Source organism: Bowmanella denitrificans (genome assembly GCF_039522935.1).
GTDB classification, from domain to species: Bacteria; Pseudomonadota; Gammaproteobacteria; order Enterobacterales; family Alteromonadaceae; genus Bowmanella; species Bowmanella denitrificans.
Map to the genome: position 1 here is coordinate 17,865 of NZ_BAAAEI010000020.1, position 18,549 is coordinate 36,413.

17 protein-coding genes and 6 tRNA genes are annotated in these 18,549 nt (G+C 50.8%); 14 read left to right on the top strand and 9 right to left on the bottom strand.

Features of this window, described 5'->3' with window-relative positions; all coding sequences use genetic code 11:
- From ABD028_RS15465 to gltX, 4 genes are all read right to left on the bottom strand, one after another.
- A tRNA-Glu gene (locus ABD028_RS15465) sits at positions 1 to 73 on the bottom strand.
- 344 nt (positions 74 to 417) lie between these two features.
- A tRNA-Glu gene (locus tag ABD028_RS15470) sits at positions 418 to 493 on the bottom strand.
- 149 nt (positions 494 to 642) lie between these two features.
- A tRNA-Ala gene (locus ABD028_RS15475) sits at positions 643 to 718 on the bottom strand.
- 77 nt (positions 719 to 795) lie between these two features.
- Positions 796 to 2,199 carry a glutamate--tRNA ligase gene (gltX, locus tag ABD028_RS15480; RefSeq protein WP_343846116.1) on the bottom strand — a complete coding sequence of 468 codons (1,404 nt, stop codon included), beginning with the start codon at positions 2,197 to 2,199 and terminating at the stop codon, positions 796 to 798.
- A 313-nt stretch (positions 2,200 to 2,512) separates the two neighbouring features.
- Here gltX and ABD028_RS15485 point away from each other — a divergent pair.
- The 8 genes from ABD028_RS15485 (at position 2,513) to ABD028_RS15520 (ending at position 7,485) form a co-directional block, all read left to right on the top strand.
- Positions 2,513 to 2,588, top strand: a tRNA-Val gene (locus ABD028_RS15485).
- 31 nt (positions 2,589 to 2,619) lie between these two features.
- Positions 2,620 to 2,695: transfer RNA gene (locus tag ABD028_RS15490), tRNA-Val, on the top strand.
- A 33-nt stretch (positions 2,696 to 2,728) separates the two neighbouring features.
- Positions 2,729 to 2,804 (top strand) — tRNA-Val (locus ABD028_RS15495).
- Positions 2,805 to 3,059: 255 nt separating this feature from the next.
- Positions 3,060 to 4,682, top strand: coding sequence for a response regulator (locus ABD028_RS15500; protein ID WP_343846118.1), 1,623 nt, complete (start codon positions 3,060 to 3,062; stop codon positions 4,680 to 4,682).
- 43 nt (positions 4,683 to 4,725) lie between these two features.
- Positions 4,726 to 6,525 carry an ABCB family ABC transporter ATP-binding protein/permease gene (locus tag ABD028_RS15505; protein ID WP_343846120.1) on the top strand — a complete coding sequence of 600 codons (1,800 nt, stop codon included), beginning with the start codon at positions 4,726 to 4,728 and terminating at the stop codon, positions 6,523 to 6,525.
- On the top strand, positions 6,522 to 6,737 hold the full coding sequence (locus tag ABD028_RS15510) for a DUF3820 family protein (protein ID WP_343846122.1): 216 nt from the start codon (positions 6,522 to 6,524) through the stop codon (positions 6,735 to 6,737). The genes ABD028_RS15505 and ABD028_RS15510 overlap by 4 nt, the downstream gene beginning before the upstream one ends.
- 12 nt (positions 6,738 to 6,749) lie before the next feature.
- Positions 6,750 to 7,148 carry a hypothetical protein gene (locus ABD028_RS15515; RefSeq protein ID WP_343846124.1) on the top strand — a complete coding sequence of 133 codons (399 nt, stop codon included), beginning with the start codon at positions 6,750 to 6,752 and terminating at the stop codon, positions 7,146 to 7,148.
- A gap of 40 nt (positions 7,149 to 7,188) precedes the next feature.
- Positions 7,189 to 7,485, top strand: a complete 297-nt coding sequence (locus tag ABD028_RS15520; protein ID WP_343846331.1) for a S66 peptidase family protein — start codon at positions 7,189 to 7,191, stop codon at positions 7,483 to 7,485.
- Between the two features lie 29 nt (positions 7,486 to 7,514).
- Here ABD028_RS15520 and ABD028_RS15525 read toward each other — a convergent pair whose 3' ends face one another.
- A complete protein-coding gene (locus tag ABD028_RS15525; protein ID WP_343846126.1) occupies positions 7,515 to 8,942 on the bottom strand; it encodes a serine hydrolase domain-containing protein in 1,428 nt (475 codons plus the stop codon).
- Positions 8,943 to 9,065: 123 nt separating this feature from the next.
- Between ABD028_RS15525 and ABD028_RS15530 the strand changes: the two genes are divergently transcribed.
- On the top strand, positions 9,066 to 10,805 hold the full coding sequence (locus ABD028_RS15530; protein ID WP_343846128.1) for a histidine kinase: 1,740 nt from the start codon (positions 9,066 to 9,068) through the stop codon (positions 10,803 to 10,805).
- Positions 10,802 to 11,494 carry a LytR/AlgR family response regulator transcription factor gene (locus ABD028_RS15535; RefSeq protein WP_102796738.1) on the top strand — a complete coding sequence of 231 codons (693 nt, stop codon included), beginning with the start codon at positions 10,802 to 10,804 and terminating at the stop codon, positions 11,492 to 11,494. Before ABD028_RS15530 ends, ABD028_RS15535 begins: the two co-directional genes overlap by 4 nt.
- Positions 11,495 to 11,506: 12 nt before the next feature.
- Here the strand turns inward: ABD028_RS15535 and ABD028_RS15540 are convergent, their stop codons facing one another.
- Positions 11,507 to 12,838, bottom strand: a complete 1,332-nt coding sequence (locus ABD028_RS15540; protein WP_343846131.1) for an ABC transporter permease — start codon at positions 12,836 to 12,838, stop codon at positions 11,507 to 11,509.
- Positions 12,838 to 13,524 (bottom strand): ABC transporter ATP-binding protein, encoded by a 687-nt coding sequence (locus tag ABD028_RS15545; RefSeq protein WP_343846132.1) that lies wholly within the window; start codon positions 13,522 to 13,524, stop codon positions 12,838 to 12,840. Before ABD028_RS15545 ends, ABD028_RS15540 begins: the two co-directional genes overlap by 1 nt.
- 61 nt (positions 13,525 to 13,585) lie before the next feature.
- Between ABD028_RS15545 and ABD028_RS15550 the strand changes: the two genes are divergently transcribed.
- Positions 13,586 to 14,143 carry a DUF3299 domain-containing protein gene (locus tag ABD028_RS15550; RefSeq protein WP_343846133.1) on the top strand — a complete coding sequence of 186 codons (558 nt, stop codon included), beginning with the start codon at positions 13,586 to 13,588 and terminating at the stop codon, positions 14,141 to 14,143.
- Here ABD028_RS15550 and ABD028_RS15555 read toward each other — a convergent pair.
- On the bottom strand, positions 14,140 to 14,520 hold the full coding sequence (locus ABD028_RS15555; protein ID WP_343846135.1) for a hypothetical protein: 381 nt from the start codon (positions 14,518 to 14,520) through the stop codon (positions 14,140 to 14,142). The two genes, ABD028_RS15550 and ABD028_RS15555, sit on opposite strands and share 4 nt — an antisense overlap.
- A 197-nt stretch (positions 14,521 to 14,717) precedes the next feature.
- Positions 14,718 to 14,927 carry a transcription antiterminator/RNA stability regulator CspE gene (gene cspE / locus ABD028_RS15560; RefSeq protein ID WP_102796734.1) on the bottom strand — a complete coding sequence of 70 codons (210 nt, stop codon included), beginning with the start codon at positions 14,925 to 14,927 and terminating at the stop codon, positions 14,718 to 14,720.
- Between the two features lie 556 nt (positions 14,928 to 15,483).
- Between cspE and ABD028_RS15565 the strand changes: the two genes are divergently transcribed.
- The 3 genes from ABD028_RS15565 to ABD028_RS15575 are packed head-to-tail and all read left to right on the top strand — an operon-like array spanning position 15,484 to position 18,549.
- Complete coding sequence (locus tag ABD028_RS15565) at positions 15,484 to 17,064, top strand: hypothetical protein (RefSeq protein WP_343846136.1); 1,581 nt, start codon at positions 15,484 to 15,486, stop codon at positions 17,062 to 17,064.
- A 6-nt stretch (positions 17,065 to 17,070) separates the two neighbouring features.
- Positions 17,071 to 17,748 (top strand): sulfotransferase family 2 domain-containing protein, encoded by a 678-nt coding sequence (locus ABD028_RS15570; RefSeq protein ID WP_102796732.1) that lies wholly within the window; start codon positions 17,071 to 17,073, stop codon positions 17,746 to 17,748.
- A 12-nt stretch (positions 17,749 to 17,760) separates the two neighbouring features.
- Positions 17,761 to 18,549 (top strand): Stf0 family sulfotransferase, encoded by a 789-nt coding sequence (locus ABD028_RS15575; RefSeq protein ID WP_102796731.1) that lies wholly within the window; start codon positions 17,761 to 17,763, stop codon positions 18,547 to 18,549.

An 18,549-nucleotide genomic window follows, 5' to 3' on the forward strand; every position in this document is an offset into this window, starting at 1 on the left:
CGTCCCCTAGGGGATTCGAACCCCTGTTACCGCCGTGAAAGGGCGGTGTCCTAGGCCTCTAGACGAAGGGGACAGAAAATCTTCTTTGCGAAGCAAGCTTCGCAGATTTTCTGTAAGGTGAACGTAGCCATGCGAAGTGAACGGCCTTATTCTTCTCTTACAGTACTCTCTGTCTTTGCCAACTAGGCTTGGCAACTATATCCTTACAGCCGATTTTCGGCATTCCTTCTGCAAACTGTCAACTAACATCTGCAAACTTAATATGGCGTCCCCTAGGGGATCATTCCAGGCTCCTGCCTTTCACCCTTTGGGCCAGCCTTCCGGCTGTTCTAAACGCTTCAGCGTTTTAGTCGAACCAGGGGTTTTCACCCCGTCGGTGCCGCTGTCACATACAGCGTAACCATTTGGTTCTAAATATGGCGTCCCCTAGGGGATTCGAACCCCTGTTACCGCCGTGAAAGGGCGGTGTCCTAGGCCTCTAGACGAAGGGGACAGAATTTTTGTCAGCGAAGCGCTGCTTCGCTAAAATTCTGTAAGGCGAGGTGAGCCAGCGAACCGAGCGACCTTTTCCTTACTGAATCTATTCTGCGCTACCAACTAGGCTTGGTAACTAGTTACAACGCTTGGCTGTAACCTAAAATTTGGTGGAGCTAGGCGGGATCGAACCGCCGACCTCTTGCATGCCATGCAAGCGCTCTCCCAGCTGAGCTATAGCCCCATTATTTCTAACAGGTTGCTGTTGTGTGACAGCGGGGCGCATTCTAGGCACGCCCCTATTCCCTGTCAACGCTTTTTTTAAGATTCAGATCTGTTTGCTATATAAATGAGCGCTCTGTCCAATCGCTGTGCAACCTGGTCTTTTTTCAACAAAGCCAGAGTGACATCCAGTGAAGGGGAATTACCAGAGCCAGTTACCGCCACCCGCAGTGGCATACCCACTTTGCCCATCCCCACCCCCAGCTCTTCAGCTGTGGCATTAATGGCATCGTGAATTTGGCTTGGATTCCAATCGACAACAGCCAGTAGCTTCTGTTTCACCAGTTCGAGTGGCTCTTTAGCCACAGGGCGCAAGTGCTTCTTGGCAGCATTCTCATCAAAGTCATCAAATTCTTGATAGAAATAACGACTGGTCTCAGCCAGCTCTTTCAGCGTTTTTACCCTGTCCGCCTGTATGGCCAGTAATTGCTCAAGAGCTGGCCCCTGGCTGATATCAATACCTTGCTGGTCAAAATGCCACTTGGCATATTCAGCTACTTCTGCGCCAGGTAAGGTTTTAATATAGTGCTGGTTTAACCAAATCAACTTGTCGGTATTAAACGCGGAAGCGGACTGGCCGATGGCGTCCAGACTGAACAGCTTGATCATTTCTTCGCGACTGAAGATCTCCTGATCACCATGAGACCAACCCAAACGCACCAGGTAGTTCAACAGAGCCTGAGGCAGAAAGCCATCATCACGGTATTGCATAACGCTCACGGCGCCGTGGCGCTTCGACAGTTTCTTACCATCATCGCCAAGAATCATGGATACGTGGGCATATTCAGGTAAAGGCGCGTTCAGGGCCTCCAGAATATTCATCTGTCTGGGCGTGTTATTGATATGATCTTCACCACGTACAACATGAGTAATACCCATATCCCAGTCGTCCACCACCACACAAAAGTTATACGTCGGTGTGCCATCGGTACGGCGTATAATCAGGTCATCCAGTTCGCTGTTGGCAATCTCAATACGACCTCGAATATGGTCATTAATCACTACCGAACCATCCTGCGGATTCTTGAATCGCACCACAAAAGGGCCTTCCTGCTCAACCCCATGGCGACATTTGCCGTCGTACTTGGGTTTCAGGCCCGCCGCCATCTGCTCTTCACGCAAGGTATCCAGTCGCTCACGGGAACAGTAACATTTATAGGCTTTACCCTCGGCGAGCAGAGAATCTATCACCTGGTTATAGCGGTCAAAACGTTTGGTCTGGTAATAAGGGCCATCATCCCAATCCAATCCCAGCCATTGCATGCCCTCTAAAATGGCATCCATAGCTTCCTGGGTTGACCGTTCAATATCGGTGTCTTCAATACGCAATACAAACTTGCCGCCCTGGCTCTTGGCATAGAGCCAGGAATAAAGCGCGGTGCGGGCACCACCCACGTGTAAATAACCAGTAGGGCTGGGCGCAAAACGGGTCACCACTGTCATAGTCTGTCCTGTCTAACAAAAAAGTGGCGGCATTTTACCAGCCTTGAAGTCAGAAACCTATCATGGCACCCAGTTGAGACGTATAAAGCTTTTGCGGATTAACTTTGTTCAAACCAAAGGCATCCTGAACCCTAAGACCGCTGCTGAGCGGCATTTAACATGAGATAATTCAGGCTGGTATGCCTAAAACGCCATCAGGGCGATGGCTTTTTGCGCAGTCAAACCATCGCGCTAAAATTACTGTTGACAGCCAAGCTCGCCCCCCTATAATACGCCCCCACTTGCCAAGCACATTGCGGCAAGGTGAAATAATGGATGGTTAGCTCAGCTGGGAGAGCACCGCCCTTACAAGGCGGGGGTCACTGGTTCGAACCCAGTACCATCCACCACTTCACCTTAATATGTGGGCAATATCTCTCTGGATGGTTAGCTCAGCTGGGAGAGCACCGCCCTTACAAGGCGGGGGTCACTGGTTCGAACCCAGTACCATCCACCACTTCACTTAGTGAAGTAAACACATATCCTCCCTGGATGGTTAGCTCAGCTGGGAGAGCACCGCCCTTACAAGGCGGGGGTCACTGGTTCGAACCCAGTACCATCCACCATATTCCAAGTTTGCTAAATTGTCTCTGTGGTTTGAATAAGCCAATACAGGTTGCCTCTTTGTGCGGGTATCACTACTTTAAAGCGCTTGAAACTCAAACTTGTCAGCCCTACTGCTGTGCTGCCAGCTAAACCGTCTTCACATCGTGTAGGCTCCCTTTATCCACTACCTTAAGTTAAATCGCTGTTAAAGGGTTTAAGCATCCACACAAATATGCGATAAGCTAAGCATAAGTTATTCAACGGTGCAGAGCGGTATGGATTCAAAGCTGGCCAAAGCCTGTCGTGTGCTGATTATTGATGAGCAGGTACTGGCACAGGGATACATTAAATATTCACTGGAAGAACTGGGATTCCGCGATATCACCTACGTGGATAAGGCCAACGCCGCCCTGAACACAATCGAGGAAGAGCATTTTGACCTGATAGTCTGTTCTTATAACCTGAAAAAAGATCAGGATGGTTACTACCTCTACGACCAGCTGAAAAACAGCCATGCCCTGCCCCTTACCACCGCCTTTATCTTTATCAGTGCCGATACCAGCTCGGAATTGGTACACAGCATTATTGAGCTGCAACCGGACGACTTTCTGGCCAAGCCCTTTAGTGTTAAGGACCTGGACAAACGCCTGAGCCGGGTGCTTAAACGAAAAAAAGCGCTGCTGCCCATTTATGAGTTAATGGATAAAGACGACTTCATTCGGGCATTGGATGCCATAGAAGAGTTTCTGACCCGCCCTGAACACGCTGAGTTTTTCCCGCTGGCCCTGAAAACCAAAGGCGAGCTGTTACTGGCCTGTGACAGGGCAAAAGATGCCAAAGAATTCTATTTTGCCATTATCAATGTCCAGCCTTTTACCTGGGCCAAGCTAGGGCTGGTCAACGCACTGATTAAACTGGACGAAGACGAGGAAGCAGAAAAGCTGATTTTGCAGCTTGCGTTTAAGCCGGACTCACAGTTAGTCGCCTATGATCTGCTATGCGGTTTGCATGTCAAACAACAGGATTTTGAATCAGCCCTGGAAGCCGTATTGATGGCGGCAGAGATTTCGCCGCGTAATTTGCGCCGCCACCGGATGGCGATCAACTTGTCGCGTCTCACCCACGATTACGAAACCCAGTTCGAAGCCGCTAAACGTATCGTGAAATTTGCCAAGCACTCTATTCACGACAAACCGCAAAACTACATCAATGTGGCCCGCGCTGGCATTGACTATGCCATGACTGCCGACGAGCAGGAAACCGCACAATTGGTTAAGCAGGCCAACGACTATATTCGCCAGTTTCAGCAGGCCTTTCCCAAAACCGAGCTGCAGGAACAAATGAAAGTGGTGAATGCCCGATTGCTTTATTTACAGGATGAAAAGGAGCGGGCCAGAGCCTTGGTTGAACAGATAAGCGAGGAACATTACGAAGGTCAGGATCTGGAGGACCTGCTGGATAAAGCCAAGGTTTTTCACGCCCTGGGGTTATATGACCGCTGCCAGTCTGTACTGGAAGAAATAGAGAAGCGCTGTAAACATAATCCAGAGCATGGTGAGTTGTTCCTGCGTTATGTTCGCCAGGAAAAACAGGAACGAGCCGATATTCTGTATTCCCCCAAAGAGCTCAACAACAACGCCGTGGACTTCTATCAGAGTGGCCAACTGGATGATGCGTTGAAAACCTTTCGCCAGGCCTATAGCCTGATGCCGAAGAATCCTTCTATTGCCCTGAATTTGTTGCAAGCCATTGCCATGAAATCCCGCGAGCAGGGCTTGTCTGAGAATGCCAGTAATATGGTACGTCGTTGTATCCTGACCATTGAAAACGGCAAACTCAGTGAAGAGCAGGAGGAGCGTTATATGAAAGTGAAAAGCTTCCTGGAAGAAGCAGTATAGCTTGTTACAATCCCCCAAACCTTAGCCGCAACCCTGGTATTGCATGCGTCGCAACAAATTTCCGCTGGAAAACGATCAACCGGTCAACTGGTCGGTGTTTTTACAACTTATTCCTTACCTTGGTGAGTTTAAATCCAGGGTAGTGCTGGCTTTATTGTGTCTGGTTGGGGCTAAGCTGGCCGCCGTTGGTATGCCGTTTATTCTTAAGCATGTGGTGGATGACCTGAATTTAAAACAGCCCACCGAACTATTGCTTGTAGTACCACTGGCATTAATTCTGGCCTACGGACTATTGCGCCTTTTCAGCGTGCTGGCCGGCGAAATACGTGACACCCTGTTTGGTCGCGTCACCGAGCGGGCCATGCGCCGTCTCGGCCTGAGCGTGTTTGAACACCTGCACAGGCTGGATTTGGATTTTCACCTGAATCGCCAAACCGGTGGCTTATCCCGCGATATCGAACGGGGCACCACTGGCATCGGCTTTCTGATGCGATTTATGGTGTTTAATATAGTACCCACCCTGCTGGAGATCGCCCTGGTGGTCGGCCTGTTGTTCTATCAATACGGCTTCAGCTTCGCCGCAGTGATATTGTCATCGGTCGTGGCCTATGTGTGGTTTTCGGTTAAGGCCACGCACTGGCGTACCCGCTATGTGCGCGAAGTCAATCAAGCGGATTCATCAACCAACTCGCGCGCTATCGACAGCCTGCTGAATTACGAAACGGTTAAGTATTTCAATAACGAAAGCTATGAAGCTAAGCGTTACGATCAGGACCTGGCCGATTGGGAACAGGCCAGGCGTAAAAACCGCCTGTCGCTATTTGTACTCAATGGCGGCCAGGCCCTGGTGATTGCCACCGCCATGACCACTATGATGTGGCTGGCCGCCAGCCAGGTGGCGAAAGGCCATATGAGCATTGGGGATTTTGTGCTGATTAATGCCTTTACCATGCAGATTTTTATGCCACTCAACTTCCTGGGTTTTGTGTACCGGGAAATTCGCGGCGCCTTGGCCAATATTGAGAACTTATTCATCTTGCTGGATAAAACCCCAAGTATTAACGACAAACCCGACTGTCAGGACCTCGTTGTCAGTAAAGGACGAATTGAGTTTTGTCAGGTGGATTTTCATTACCGGCCGGACCGCCCCATCCTGCGCAACCTGAATTTCGTTATTGAATCCGGTCAACGGGTAGCCGTGGTGGGAGACTCTGGCGCGGGTAAGTCGACCCTGGTGAAACTGTTGTTTCGCTTTTACGATGTCAGCCAGGGCAGTATTTTAGTGGATGGTCAGGACATTCGTGATGTGAGTCAGCAGTCCCTACGCAAAGCCATGGGCATTGTGCCTCAGGATACCGTGCTGTTTAACGACACTTTGTTTGAAAATGTACATTACGCCCGCCCGGATGCCAGTGAAGAAGAGGTCAAACAGGCCATTCGCCTGGCCCATCTGCAGCAATTTGTGGAAAGCCTGCCGGACGGTTATCAGACCATGGTGGGTGAACGCGGCCTGAAACTCTCTGGCGGTGAAAAACAACGGGTGGCCATTGCCAGAGTCATCCTCAAACGCCCGCCTATTTTATTGTTTGATGAGGCGACATCCTCTTTGGACAGCCAGTCCGAAGGGGCGATACTGTCGGCCTTACGCAGCGTGGCCAAAGGCCATACTAGCTTGGTGATAGCCCATCGCCTGTCCACCATTGTGGATGCCGATAACATTCTGGTGATGCAGCAAGGGCAGATAGTCGAACAGGGCAGCCATCTTGAACTACTTGCCGCCAATGGCCATTACGCCAGGCTTTGGCAGATTCAGCAGCAGGAAGAACAAGAGGTCACCCCATGAGCGCTGAGCAGCAGATGCTGGAAGCCATTAATCAGACCATGCCTTTTGGCAAGTACGCCGGACGCAAATTGCTCGAACTACCCGAACCTTATCTGGTCTGGTTTGCACAACAAGGTTTCCCGGCTGGCAAACTGGGGGAGCAATTGGCATTAGTGCACGAAATTAAAGTCAATGGTCTGGAAAACATGCTCAGGCCATTGTTAAGGTCATAAGATTGATAAATTATGCGTAGCCGCCATAAAAAAGACCGCCCTCATCAAATCAGAAAGACCGGTATCAAGGATGAAAATATTGACCGGCAGATCCTGGTGCTGCACAAAGCCATGTTGGACAAGCTTTGTGCCAACCCCGACCTTCTGTCTGGCGTGCTGGACACCCTGGAAAAACGCAAAGAGCTAGGCCGGCTGGGACATGGTGCCTATCTGACTTGGTACTGCGCACTGGAGCAGTTAACCGATGCACCAGATAAGATGTATCAGGCGCTTCTTGAAGACAGCCCCCGCATGCGCAAGCTACGCCGTCAAACACCACTGGTTGGCATCTTAAACGAGCAGGAGCGCCAAGAAGCCCTGCAAGCACAGGCGCTGGGACAAACCACTGTGCAGGTATTACTGGGACAATGATGATTAAATACCCCAAACCACTGCAAAAAGGCAGCACTGTCTGGAAAATGCAGAGTTAAGCCCCACGGCCCTGTTCAGGGCGCTGCAAGGGCTGAAATACCGCGGCATATTTAAGGGCGTTAATGCCTTACTGATGGGGCGAAATGCAGGACAGCGGCAGGCCGACTTTAGCGATAAAACAATATTGGCGCAGCTATTCAGCGATGCGCCTTTTCCGGTGATTTATGATGCCGATATCGGCCATCTGCCGCCTAATATGACTCTGCTAAATGGCGCGCTGGCCGATATCCGTATTGACCGGGGTCAGGTCAGCATCACACAACAGCTATTACCTTAGACATTCCCCTCCCCTTGTAATTGGAATATTTATCGCTTAGGCATGAGTGGTTCAGGCATGCCATTCATACCGCGACGAATGGTGAGATAAGTCAGTCCATCGGCAGCGTGGCGCTGTACACCCAGCAAATTAGGCTGGTCATCACTGGCAAACAAACCGTTACCCTGGTAAATAAGCTCACCACTGCGCTTAGCACTCCATGGCGTGATAGTACCCTGATAATACAGTCGACCATCTTGCTGATAAATCTTCAGCGGCGTTTCACTATAGGGTGGTTGGAATTCCCCCAGTACCGCCTGTAATACCTCAGGACCAGGTTGCTGGCCACCGGATGGCAAAGGCTTGCGCCAGTCCCGGCGGGCAATAATATCTTCAATCAGCAGGTTGATTACCGGCAAACGCGCAGGATTCGGTCCGTTAGCCAGAATCACAATGGCCTTGCCATCCTGCATAGTGGCCATCATGGTGCCTCCGGTACCGGTATTTGAACCGCCATGCGAAAACCAGTCCAGGTTACCGCTAGCCTCGAATCGCATCCAACCTGCACTCCAGCCGCCCATTTTTTTCAGAGTCTGAATCTGGGTGGCCTGACGGGCTACATTGCGGCTAATCACCTTAGACGGCTTGCCTGCCAGTGCCAGTTGGTAATCAAGCAGAAAGCGACTTAAATCTGCCGCAGAGCTCCACATACCAGACGGCGCAATCTGAGGGCAGATAGGCAAACCACTGCCAATGATCTGTTGCTGCTCATCATGTACTTTGGCCACATCCGTTAAAAAGCCCTCATCGCCCGGTTGTACCATAGTGGTATGCTGCATATTCAGCGGCACAAACAACATCTCTCTCGCTAGTTGCGCTAGTGACTTACCGGTAATATCTTCCAGTGCCACCTGCACTAAAACATAGCCGCCGCCACTATAATTCCAGTCACTACCTGGCGCAAAAGTCAGGTGCAGAGGCTCTTTGTAACGCGGCAGTTTAATGCCATTCAGACTCTCCAACAGGGTGGGAATGTCATCGCCCTGATAAAAATCAGCAAAACCGCTTTGGTTAGTACCACCGGTATGACTCAGTAACTGGCGGATACTCAACTGGCGATGCATATCGAAATCTGATGCCGGCAAGTGCCAGCGCTTTAAATAGCGCTCTACAGGCGCGTCCATATCCAGCTTTCCGGCCTCCGCCAGCATAAAGGCCAAGGTCGCCGTGACAGGCTTAGACATGGATGCGGTGGAGAATGCCGTATCCGGCCCAATCAACTGACCTGAGCCATAGACTTTCTCACCCGCCTGATGCTGATAGACCAGTTGGAAGTCATCCACCACCGCAACACTCAGTCCGGTCAGATGGAACTGCTGCAGAAGCGTCTGATAGTCAGTCTGAGAAGACAGGTCACCCTCGTCAGCCTGACCAAAAACAGAGATAAACAATGATACCAGTAGCAAGATAAAACGCATGTTGCGCTCCCTGAAGTTAGTGAAGGCGGCAGATTAACCGAGCATGGCATACCAACCCGGCGGTTAATGCATCAACGGCTCGCAGATCTCACTAACGGCTCATCGCTGGCATAAAAGCTTGATATGATGAAACAAAAAGCCGGGAGCCTGGATTTGCGTTTTCTTCTTACCATGCTTGCCGCCATGTTAGCGGTGGCCGGGCTGTCTGTCTGGCAGAGTAAACAAAGTGCCATAGGTAATTTACAGTGGAGCCAGCAATACTGGCTTAGCCCCGATCCTGGTGGTCCTTATGTGCCTGGCGACAGACAAGCCAGCACCACAACGCTGCCTGCAGGGACAAAAAATGTCTGGCTGCAGATGACCTTTGATTTCAACCAACCTCTGGAACAACCCGCCGGTTTGTTTGTATCTGTGCTTGGGTCATTTGAAGCTTACTGGGACGATGTGCCTATCGGTGGTGCAGGTATAGTGGGTCGCAGCAAAGAGCAAGAAATACCCGCGCCCATCGACAATGTGTTATTGCTGCCATCGACACACAGCGATGCAGGGCACCATAGCCTGCGCCTGCGTATTTCGGCTCAGCACAATCCAGCCTTTATTGAAAATGCCAATATCTGGGTATTTGCCGGTGCCTACAACGATCTGCTGATGATGACGTTCAAACGCGCGGTCCCGCCCTTGTTAATGTCCAGTGCCTTACTGGTAATAGGATTGCTCTGCCTGTTGCTGGCCACAAACAACCGGGCCGGGCGACCTTATCTGCTGTTCGGGTTGCTGAGTCTGGCCATGCTGATGCTAATCGTTGCTGAGTCCTGGCGAGGTTTGTGGGGTTACAGTTACGACTGGCATACCACCCGCATGCAGATAGTGTTGACCTTGTCCTGCGTGATCGCTCTGCTGTTGCCTGCGCTATTTGCCAGTTTATTGCGCTTAGGACTCAAACAGACACTGACCTGGCTGGGTCTTGCAGCCTTGCTGCAGTTGCTTATTGTGCTGTTTATCGGCGGTTTTGATAGCCGCAGCCTGTTGGTGTTTCTGGCGGGTGCGGCAATTTCGGTACTTATCTGTGCACAGGGCATGTGGCAAAAGCAGTCTAATTCAGCGGCGCTGCTGGCGGCACTTATATTGTTTATCGCGCCGGTGACCTTCAATGCCTACGCCTACATGGACCAGTATTTCTTCTTATCCTTTACTATTTTGATTTGTCTGATGCTGTACTTTCTAAGCCGCAGCATCGAACACAACAGACATACTCTGATACAGCGAGAACTGCGGCTAAGCCGACTGGAGCTTGAATTGGTAAAGCGCAATGTGCAGCCGCACTTTATTCTTAATACCCTGACCGCCGTGGAAGAATGGATTGATGAGGATCCCCCCACCGCCATTGCGTTTATTCAGGCGCTTGCCGAGGAATTTCGCCAGATGGCATCCTTATCGTCTCAATCGGCCGTTAGCCTGGAGGATGAACTTCAGCTTTGTCAGGCCCACCTGAACGTCATGAGTTACCGGGCTGGCACTCAACTGTCGCTGGATATCCATATCAGTCACCCCAAGCAGATGATCCCCCCAGGTATCCTGCTGACGTTACTGGAAAACGCCATTAGCCATAATCATTACCGCCACGGTAAGTTTGTCTTCACTGTGCAACAAAAGCGTGAAGATAAAACTATGTGCCTGACCTTCATGGCGCCGGTGGTCAGTGGTCGCCCCAGCAGTAAGCTGCAAACAGGTACAGGCAACCAATATGTTGAATCGAGACTGCGTGAAAGTTATGCAGACAACTGGCAAATGCAGAGTCATGTGTCATCTACAGACTGGCAGGTCCAACTGCGTTTGCCGCTAGCCTCGGGAGATATCCTGTGAAGCTGCTAATAGTAGAAGACGAGCCCATGGTGGCCAAGCGCTTGCTGCGCTTTGTCGAACAGGCCCTGGCAAACCAGCCACGGCAAATCCGTCTGTTCGACAATCTGGATGATGCCAGGGACCACCTGGCAGAGCGAGGCACTGATATCCTGTTTCTGGATCTGAATCTAAGCGGTCAGGATGGCTTTGAATTGCTGCGGGAACAATTGGCACAAAGTTTCCACACTATTGTCGTATCGGCCAACACCGACAGAGCCATTGAAGCGTTCGAGCTGGGTGTACTGGACTTTATCCCCAAGCCTTTCAGTCAGGAGCGCATAGTCAAAGCCCTGACACGCCTGACACAAAGCCAGGCCATGCAACCATGCAAATATCTGAGCTACAGACAGGCCGGTAATCTGGCCTTACTGGATGTCAAAAACATTGTTTACCTGAAAGCCTGTGGTCACTACACCGAAGTCTATCCGTCTTCGGGTCCCACAATATTGCACGACAAAAGCCTGGAGCGATTGGAGCACTTGTTGCCACAGGAATTTCAGCGAATTCATCGTTCCTATATGGTGCCTTTAAGCCAGTGCAAAACACTACAAGCGTTTGTTGGCAGCAGCTACGAACTGGAGCTGAAAAATGGCGTCCGACTGCCAGTAGGACGCACCCGGGTTAAAGCACTGCGTGCCAAGCTTATTTAGCCTGATGCAAGCTTACAAACGCACACTAAGGCCTCTGCTCAGCGCGGTACGATAAGACAGCACCGCCGGGATCAATGCCAATAACGCCGCCAAACCAACAATCAACCCCAAATAACCCAGGGTAGAGCCGGATAACGGCAACCCACTGATAAACAAGCCATATTCACTGCTGATCCAGTTTTTAAGCAAGGTTAGCAAGCCCGCCAGCCCCAGATACCCCACCACTGCGCCAGCCAGGGCAATCAGCACCGCTTCCAGTTCAATCAGCAACAACACAAAGCTGGCGTGTGCACCAATAGCCCGCAATACGGCAATCTCTCTTTCGCGTTCGCGCATGGAAGCCAGCAGCATAGTGGTCATGCCCAACAAACTTGCCACCAGTACTAACAACGCAATCAGTGCCAGTGCCTTTTCTACCATGCCCATCATCTGCCACAGCTCAGCCAGGGCCACACCAGGAATGATTGCCAACAGGGGTTCGTCTTTATATTCATTCACTTTACGCTGAAATGTCAGGGTACCAATACGGGACTTCAGCCCTACCAGCATGGCAGTAACCGAACCTGGCTGCAGATGATGACCAGTACCTTCCGTTACATGGCCATGGTCATGGTCATGGTCATGGTCATGGTCATCATGATGGTCTTCGGTTTGATCTGTGATAGCGGCGTGCCTTTGCACCTGGGGATGGGCATGGTCACCCTGTCCGCCGCTCAGATGAATCAGTTCAATGGACGCCAGATTCACATGCAGTGTCTGATCTACAGGCGTACCGGTGGCACTTAGAATGCCCACCACCTTAAATGGATAAGCGTCATGATGGGTAAAACTCACCTCACCGGTGCCATGGGAAATAACCAGTTCATCGCCCAAGTGATAGTCCAGTTTTGCTGCGACGTCACTGCCCAGTACCACTTCCTGCGTGGTGGTAAAGCTTTGTCCTTGCCTAAAGGTCAGGTCCTGACGACTGCCGTACTTAAAGTGCTCAAAATACCCTGGGGTGGTGCCCATGACCCGATATCCTTTATGAGAATCCCCCAGGGAAATAGGTACCGCCCAGTCCACCTCCTTGGCCTGACTAAGGGCTTGGAAAGTTTGCCAGGACAGATTGTTACTGGGATTACCGATACGAAATACTGAGTAGAGCAGCAGGTTAGTTGACCCGGTACGGGCGCCGACAATCAAGTCCACCCCCGACACGGTGCGGCCAAAACTGGACTTCATTTCATTCTTAAGATGATCGACACCCAGCATAATAAACACCGATACGGCGATAGAGAACGCAGTCAATAATGCGGTTAAGCGACGATTCCATAAACTGGCTGAAGCAATTCGCAGTAACATCAGGCATCCTCCCTCATGGCGGATAGAGCACGCAAATCCTGATGGATATCAAAATAACTTTTCAGGCTCTTATCATGGCTGACAAATACCACTGTGGCCTGACTTTCCTCCGCACAACTTAACAGCAAATGCAGAAACTGGTCACGCAGCTCTGAATCCAGTGCTGAGGTAGGCTCATCGGCAATAATTAATTCCGGTTTATTTAACAATGCTCTGGCCACGGCCACCCGTTGCTGCTGACCAACACTGAGGCTATCGGCGCGGCGTATGAGCAGCTCATTGCCCAGTTCCAACCTTTCCAGCATATGGGCAAGAAAATTCTCATCCCGTTGGCCAGTGCCGCCCAGCTCCCAGGCCAGATTGATATTCTCTTTGACGCTTAAATACGGCAGCAAATTAAACTGCTGAAAAATCATACCGATATGTTTAGCCCTAAAGCGATCCCGATTACCTGCACTCATCTGCGTGATATCTGTATCCAGCAGTCGAATACAGCCGCTCTGGGGTTTGATAATACCGCACAACAAATTTAATAAGGTGGACTTACCGCTGCCTGATGGCCCATACAAAAATACTTTCTGACCACGCTCAACCCGCCAGTTTGCAATGTCCAGCAAGGGGTTCTGTGCCCAGCCAAAGCGCACCTTATCCAGATGAATAACCGTATCGAGTCGATGATCTGCCATATTTTCCCTGGTTTAGTTTTGTTATGATGTAACATTCTTAGTGCTATTCTCCAGAATTCCCATGCGACTTGCAATTTTGCTTATCTTTCTAATTCCGCCATTGGTCCTGGCCAAGGAGGAGTATCGCACCATTGAGTGGGACGCCCTGTTACCAGAACAAGATTTAAAAGCCTTCAATGAAGCGCCACCGATTAATCACGGTGACGAAACCTATGCTGTGCCGTTGGCTGACCAGAGTGAGGCCGACAGTATCCAGCAACAGATAGATGAAATTAAACGTCAACGGGTTAAAGAGGCCCTGGCCTCCACCCGCATTCGCGCAGAGTTCAATCAACAGAAAGTCCGTCTGGCGGGTTTTGTTGTGCCTTTGGAATATCATGCAGACCAATCGGTGCAAAGCGCTTTTCTGGTGCCTTACTTTGGCGCCTGTATTCATATGCCACCCCCGCCACCTAATCAGATAATCTTTTTGCGATTTCCGGCAGGATACCAGGTTGACGACATTTATCAGGCTTATTGGATTTCAGGCCAGCTTAGCACGGAGCTGATGGAGAATGACGTGGCCACCGCAGCGTATCAGATGCAGGTTGCGCAGCTCAGGCCCTGGACCGAAGATTAAATTATTACCATCTGGACATCGCCGCTCCTTCGCGCCCATGCGACCGCGGAATACGACCACCATGGATGGTGGAAGTGCAGAAAATGCAGGAGCAGCTTTTCTGCCGACCACCAGGGATGGTGGAAGTGCAGAAAATGCAGGAGCAGCTTTTCTGCCGACCACCATGGATGGTGGAAGTGCAGAAAATGCAGGAGCAGCTTTTCTGCCGACCACCATGGATGGTGGAAGTGCAGAAAATGCAGGAGCAGCTTTTCTGCCGACCACCAGGGATGGTGGAAGTGCAGAAAACGCAGGAGCAGGTTTTCTGCCGACCACCAGGGATGGTGGAAGTGCAGAAAACGCAGGAGCGGCTTTTCTGCCCGTCCATCCCTGGACATCGCCGATGAATACTCCCTGCCACATCGGCATACCGTCCGTCCCTGGACATCGCCGCTCCTTCGCCTCCATGCGACCGCGGCATACCGTCCATCCCTGGACATCGCCGCTCCTTCGCCTCCATGCGACCGCGGCATACCGTCCATCCCTGGACATAAAAAAAGCCGCTTAATGCGGCTTTTTCTAAATTCGCTGTTACTTATACAGGAACAACGTTAACGGCTTGAGGGCCTTTTTGGCCTTGCTCAACACCGAAAGAAACGCGCTGACCTTCGGCCAGAGTTTTGAAGCCTTCAGCAGCAATGGCGCGGAAATGTACGAATACATCTTTGCCACCGTTCTCAGGCGTAATAAAACCAAAACCTTTCTCTTCGTTGAACCACTTAACGGTACCAGTTGTGTTAGACATGAATGTCTCCAAAAACAAATAAATTAACAAACGCACGAATGCGAGTATCGCCTGCAAACTTGATTATTAGAGCAACAAGGGAGCAAAGACTTCATGACAAAAACGCAAATGGTAGATGTAGCGAAGATAAAGCAGAAAACTGTTGTGTAAATAATAGGTCTGACGTTACAGGCCGGTTACCACTTTACCAGACTTTTTCCCTTTGTACAGTTTTTATTCTTGATTTTGTCATGTGTTTTTCTTGTCGGCACGGACTTTGCGTTACATCTCTGTGCAAATTCACTTTGCGTCCTGCATTAGAGGTACTACTGACCAGTATATTCAATAGCTTAGCGGCAGGGCGGCACTTCAGGACGATGGCAAAATGGTCACATTAAGGTTTAACTTTCTCGTTATCTGTCTCCAGTTAGCAACGCTTTGCCTGCTAACGTCCTGTGCCGGGAACGTCTCCCCCCAGCAAGATAATAGTCAACTACCTTTATCTGTTCCGACTGAAGCTACGGCAGCCGGGGCCTCGGACCATCAATCAGCCAGCAGCAACTCTCCTTCGCAAGGGGTGTCGCAAAGCAGCAACGATCTGCAGATTCAAATTCAACCTTTATTTCACTCAGCCGCGGTATCAATCAGCAATGTCAGTGACCAACATCATGCCCGGGTGAGTTTCAAACAAACAGCCGACAACCAATGGTCAGCCGCAATGGACTTACAGCCAGAGCCGGTATTTTTGCTCCAATCCGGCAGTATTGTGGGGTTATCCGCCGATACTGAATATCAGTTGCGCATTCAGCTTTACTCGAATGACCAGCTTGTGCAAACCAAGACCACTAGCTTTCGTACCCGCCAGGCACAGCCCCCGGTCGACCCAAACAAGGTTTATCAACTGGCAGATATTTACCAGCATGGCACGCTGGATTTAGAAGCCCTGGGTATCGAAGGACAGGAAAGTGGCTGGGCTAAAATTATTGGCAATGATGAGTTGGTTATCGAAGCTGGTCCAGACGACGATATTGCAATTAACATTGGCGATAACAACTATATCTATTTTGAGAATATTCAGGTCAAAGGTGGGCGGCGACATGCCATCGTCAGTTTGAATGCACACCACCTTTGGTTTAGCGGCTGCGACGTGTCAGCCTGGGGCAGACAGGCTGGTGACATACGCGACGGAATCGCCTACGAGAATGAGCAGGCCGCACAGCCGATCAATTACGATGCCGGATTCAACCTGGTGCAAAGTGGCGTCATTGTAGTGGAACATTGTCGCGTGCATTCCCCCATTCCGGCCGCCAATCATTGGGGCCAGGGGCACCCCCATGGCGCTACGGCTTTCCTTGCTTCCGGCAATCATCCACAGTCCGAATTTGCCGGTCAGCTAGTGCTTAGATATAACCACTTCATTGGCTCAGATCAGCACAGATTCAATGATGTTATCGAAAGCCGCAGCAATGGTCAGCCCTGGGGTGGGTTTATGCAACACTCCGCTATCCACGACAATGTTCTTGCCTATGCCAATGATGATTTAATCGAGCTGGATGGCGGTCAGCATAATGTGCTGGTATATAACAATGATCTGCAGCAGGGCTATACCGGCGTCAGCGCTATCCCTAACCGACGCGGCCCCAGTTATATCTTCCAGAATTATATTCACAATCTCGGTGATCAGCGCCAGCGGGCCTGGGCCGCAATCAAGCTTGGCGGTTTGTTAAGTGCGCCAATGGGCAAAACCCTGATTTTTGAAAACTTAATTGTCAGTCGCAGCAATGGCATCGCCGCCGCCAAATTTAAGGGCGACAGTAGTTTCTGGGTAGATGCCAGAAACAACATTCTGATCCACGACAGATATTGGCAGGTTATGGGCTACAGCATTTTTGATGAAATGCCACTGGACGCGTCGTCCTACACCAACAATTACATGTTCAATCTGGCCACCGGTCAGCCGGAATTCCGCGCCCATATCGATCAGGGTTTCGCCTTTAGCGAGCAGGTCAACGATGCCACCGCGCGGATGCTGAGTCAGAGTGATTCTCCGGTCGCTATGGCCATTCCTCCAGCGTGGCAAATTGACAACTTTTCCCGTCTGAACCAGGCCGGGTTGGTCTTGATTGGCGCCCAGCTATCTGCAAGTCCGTCACAGTGAGGTCACATGATTTCCCACCAGCACCAGTGTATTTTCATTCATATCCCCAAATGCGCAGGCACCAGCATTGAAAAAGCATTGGGCCATTTTGACCATCACTCAGGCCGAGACGGGCAAGACCACCGAAGCCTGCGTATGTTGCAGCAACCTCTGCCCCTGAAGCAGGCCTGGCGCAATAGCGACAACCTGTTGGAATGGCTGAGACGTACTAAACATCAGTGGTACAGACACCGCAATCCGGCCAATAAACAACAGGTTAACCAACGCCAGTATCAGGAGTATTTCAAATTCAGTATTGTCAGAAATCCCTGGGATAGAGCCTATTCCTGGTACCGCAATGCCATTCGCGACGACTATCACCGTCGCTGGTTGGGCATAGATGCGGATATTCCCTTCAGTCATTTTCTGCAACGTTTCATCGGCACCGGCTTTTTACGTCCGCAGTTAAGCTGGCTAACCAACTTTGAAGGCGACCTGGCGGTGGACTACGTCGGTAAGTTTGAACACCTGCAGGCGTCCTTTGACGTTGTGCTTGAGCGACTTGGTCTGTCGTCCCTTGCCCTGCCCCATGAAATCAGCGGCGACAACCGCGATTATCGCCTAGCTTTCAGCAGTGAGGATGTAGATCGGGTGGCAACCTGTTATGCCAGAGAAATCAATTTGTTCCACTATCAGTTTGAATAGCAAGGAGGCCCTATGCAGCTTTATCAGGATCAATTCAGTCGAGAACATGACTTCGCCCCCGGTACTAAGGCCAATAATTTTCTGGTTATCGCTTCCACCCAGCGATGCGGCAGTCATATGCTCGGCCATGCGCTATACAGTACCGGTCTGTTCGGCTTTCCTCTGGAATACGCCAATCCGGTAAATTTGCGCGAATGGGAGAAGCAGTTGGGTGTCTCAGGCCTGGACAATGTACTGGACTTGCTGCAATTAAGGCGCACCTCCGCCAATGGCGTGTTTTCCATCAAAGTGCATTACGACCATCTGCAGGTGTTCGGCGGCTTTGACAAGTTGATAAAACGCTTTCCAAATGCCTTGTTTGTCTTGCTGCATCGTCGCGATGTGCTAAAACAGGCGGTGTCTTTTTCCAAGGCTCGCCAGACTGGCGTGTGGATCACCGGACAAAAGGCGATGCGCACCGCCCCAAGCTTTGACTACCAGGATATTAACCAGTGTCTGAAAAAAGTCATCCAAGACACCGCCAGTTGGCGCTATCTTCTTGCGGCCCAGGGGTGCCGTTATCTGGAGCTTGAGTATGAAAGCCTGCGGGAAGACCTGACCAGCGGTATACGGCGTATTGCATCCGCCATGGATATATTGCTGCCCATTAGCGATATCCGCGAAATAACCCGCCGTCAGGCGGATGAACTGAGCGACAATTGGCAGCAGAAGTTTGTACAAATGCATAAGGGGAAAAATGACAGGTTACAGCCAGGTGCATCTGGCGTTCGCACCTTGGTTCGGCGTTGGCTGGGGAGTTAA

Coding starts and splice junctions, on each gene's coding strand:
- gltX (WP_343846116.1), bottom strand. CDS start 2,199: ATGACAGTGGTGACCCGTTTTGCGCCCAGCCCTACTGGTTATTTACAC.
- ABD028_RS15500 (WP_343846118.1), top strand. CDS start 3,060: ATGGATTCAAAGCTGGCCAAAGCCTGTCGTGTGCTGATTATTGATGAG.
- ABD028_RS15505 (WP_343846120.1), top strand. CDS start 4,726: ATGCGTCGCAACAAATTTCCGCTGGAAAACGATCAACCGGTCAACTGG.
- ABD028_RS15510 (WP_343846122.1), top strand. CDS start 6,522: ATGAGCGCTGAGCAGCAGATGCTGGAAGCCATTAATCAGACCATGCCT.
- ABD028_RS15515 (WP_343846124.1), top strand. CDS start 6,750: ATGCGTAGCCGCCATAAAAAAGACCGCCCTCATCAAATCAGAAAGACC.
- ABD028_RS15525 (WP_343846126.1), bottom strand. CDS start 8,942: ATGCGTTTTATCTTGCTACTGGTATCATTGTTTATCTCTGTTTTTGGT.
- ABD028_RS15530 (WP_343846128.1), top strand. CDS start 9,066: ATGATGAAACAAAAAGCCGGGAGCCTGGATTTGCGTTTTCTTCTTACC.
- ABD028_RS15540 (WP_343846131.1), bottom strand. CDS start 12,838: ATGTTACTGCGAATTGCTTCAGCCAGTTTATGGAATCGTCGCTTAACC.
- ABD028_RS15545 (WP_343846132.1), bottom strand. CDS start 13,524: ATGGCAGATCATCGACTCGATACGGTTATTCATCTGGATAAGGTGCGC.
- ABD028_RS15550 (WP_343846133.1), top strand. CDS start 13,586: ATGCGACTTGCAATTTTGCTTATCTTTCTAATTCCGCCATTGGTCCTG.
- ABD028_RS15555 (WP_343846135.1), bottom strand. CDS start 14,520: ATGTCCAGGGATGGACGGGCAGAAAAGCCGCTCCTGCGTTTTCTGCAC.
- cspE (WP_102796734.1), bottom strand. CDS start 14,927: ATGTCTAACACAACTGGTACCGTTAAGTGGTTCAACGAAGAGAAAGGT.
- ABD028_RS15570 (WP_102796732.1), top strand. CDS start 17,071: ATGATTTCCCACCAGCACCAGTGTATTTTCATTCATATCCCCAAATGC.
- ABD028_RS15575 (WP_102796731.1), top strand. CDS start 17,761: ATGCAGCTTTATCAGGATCAATTCAGTCGAGAACATGACTTCGCCCCC.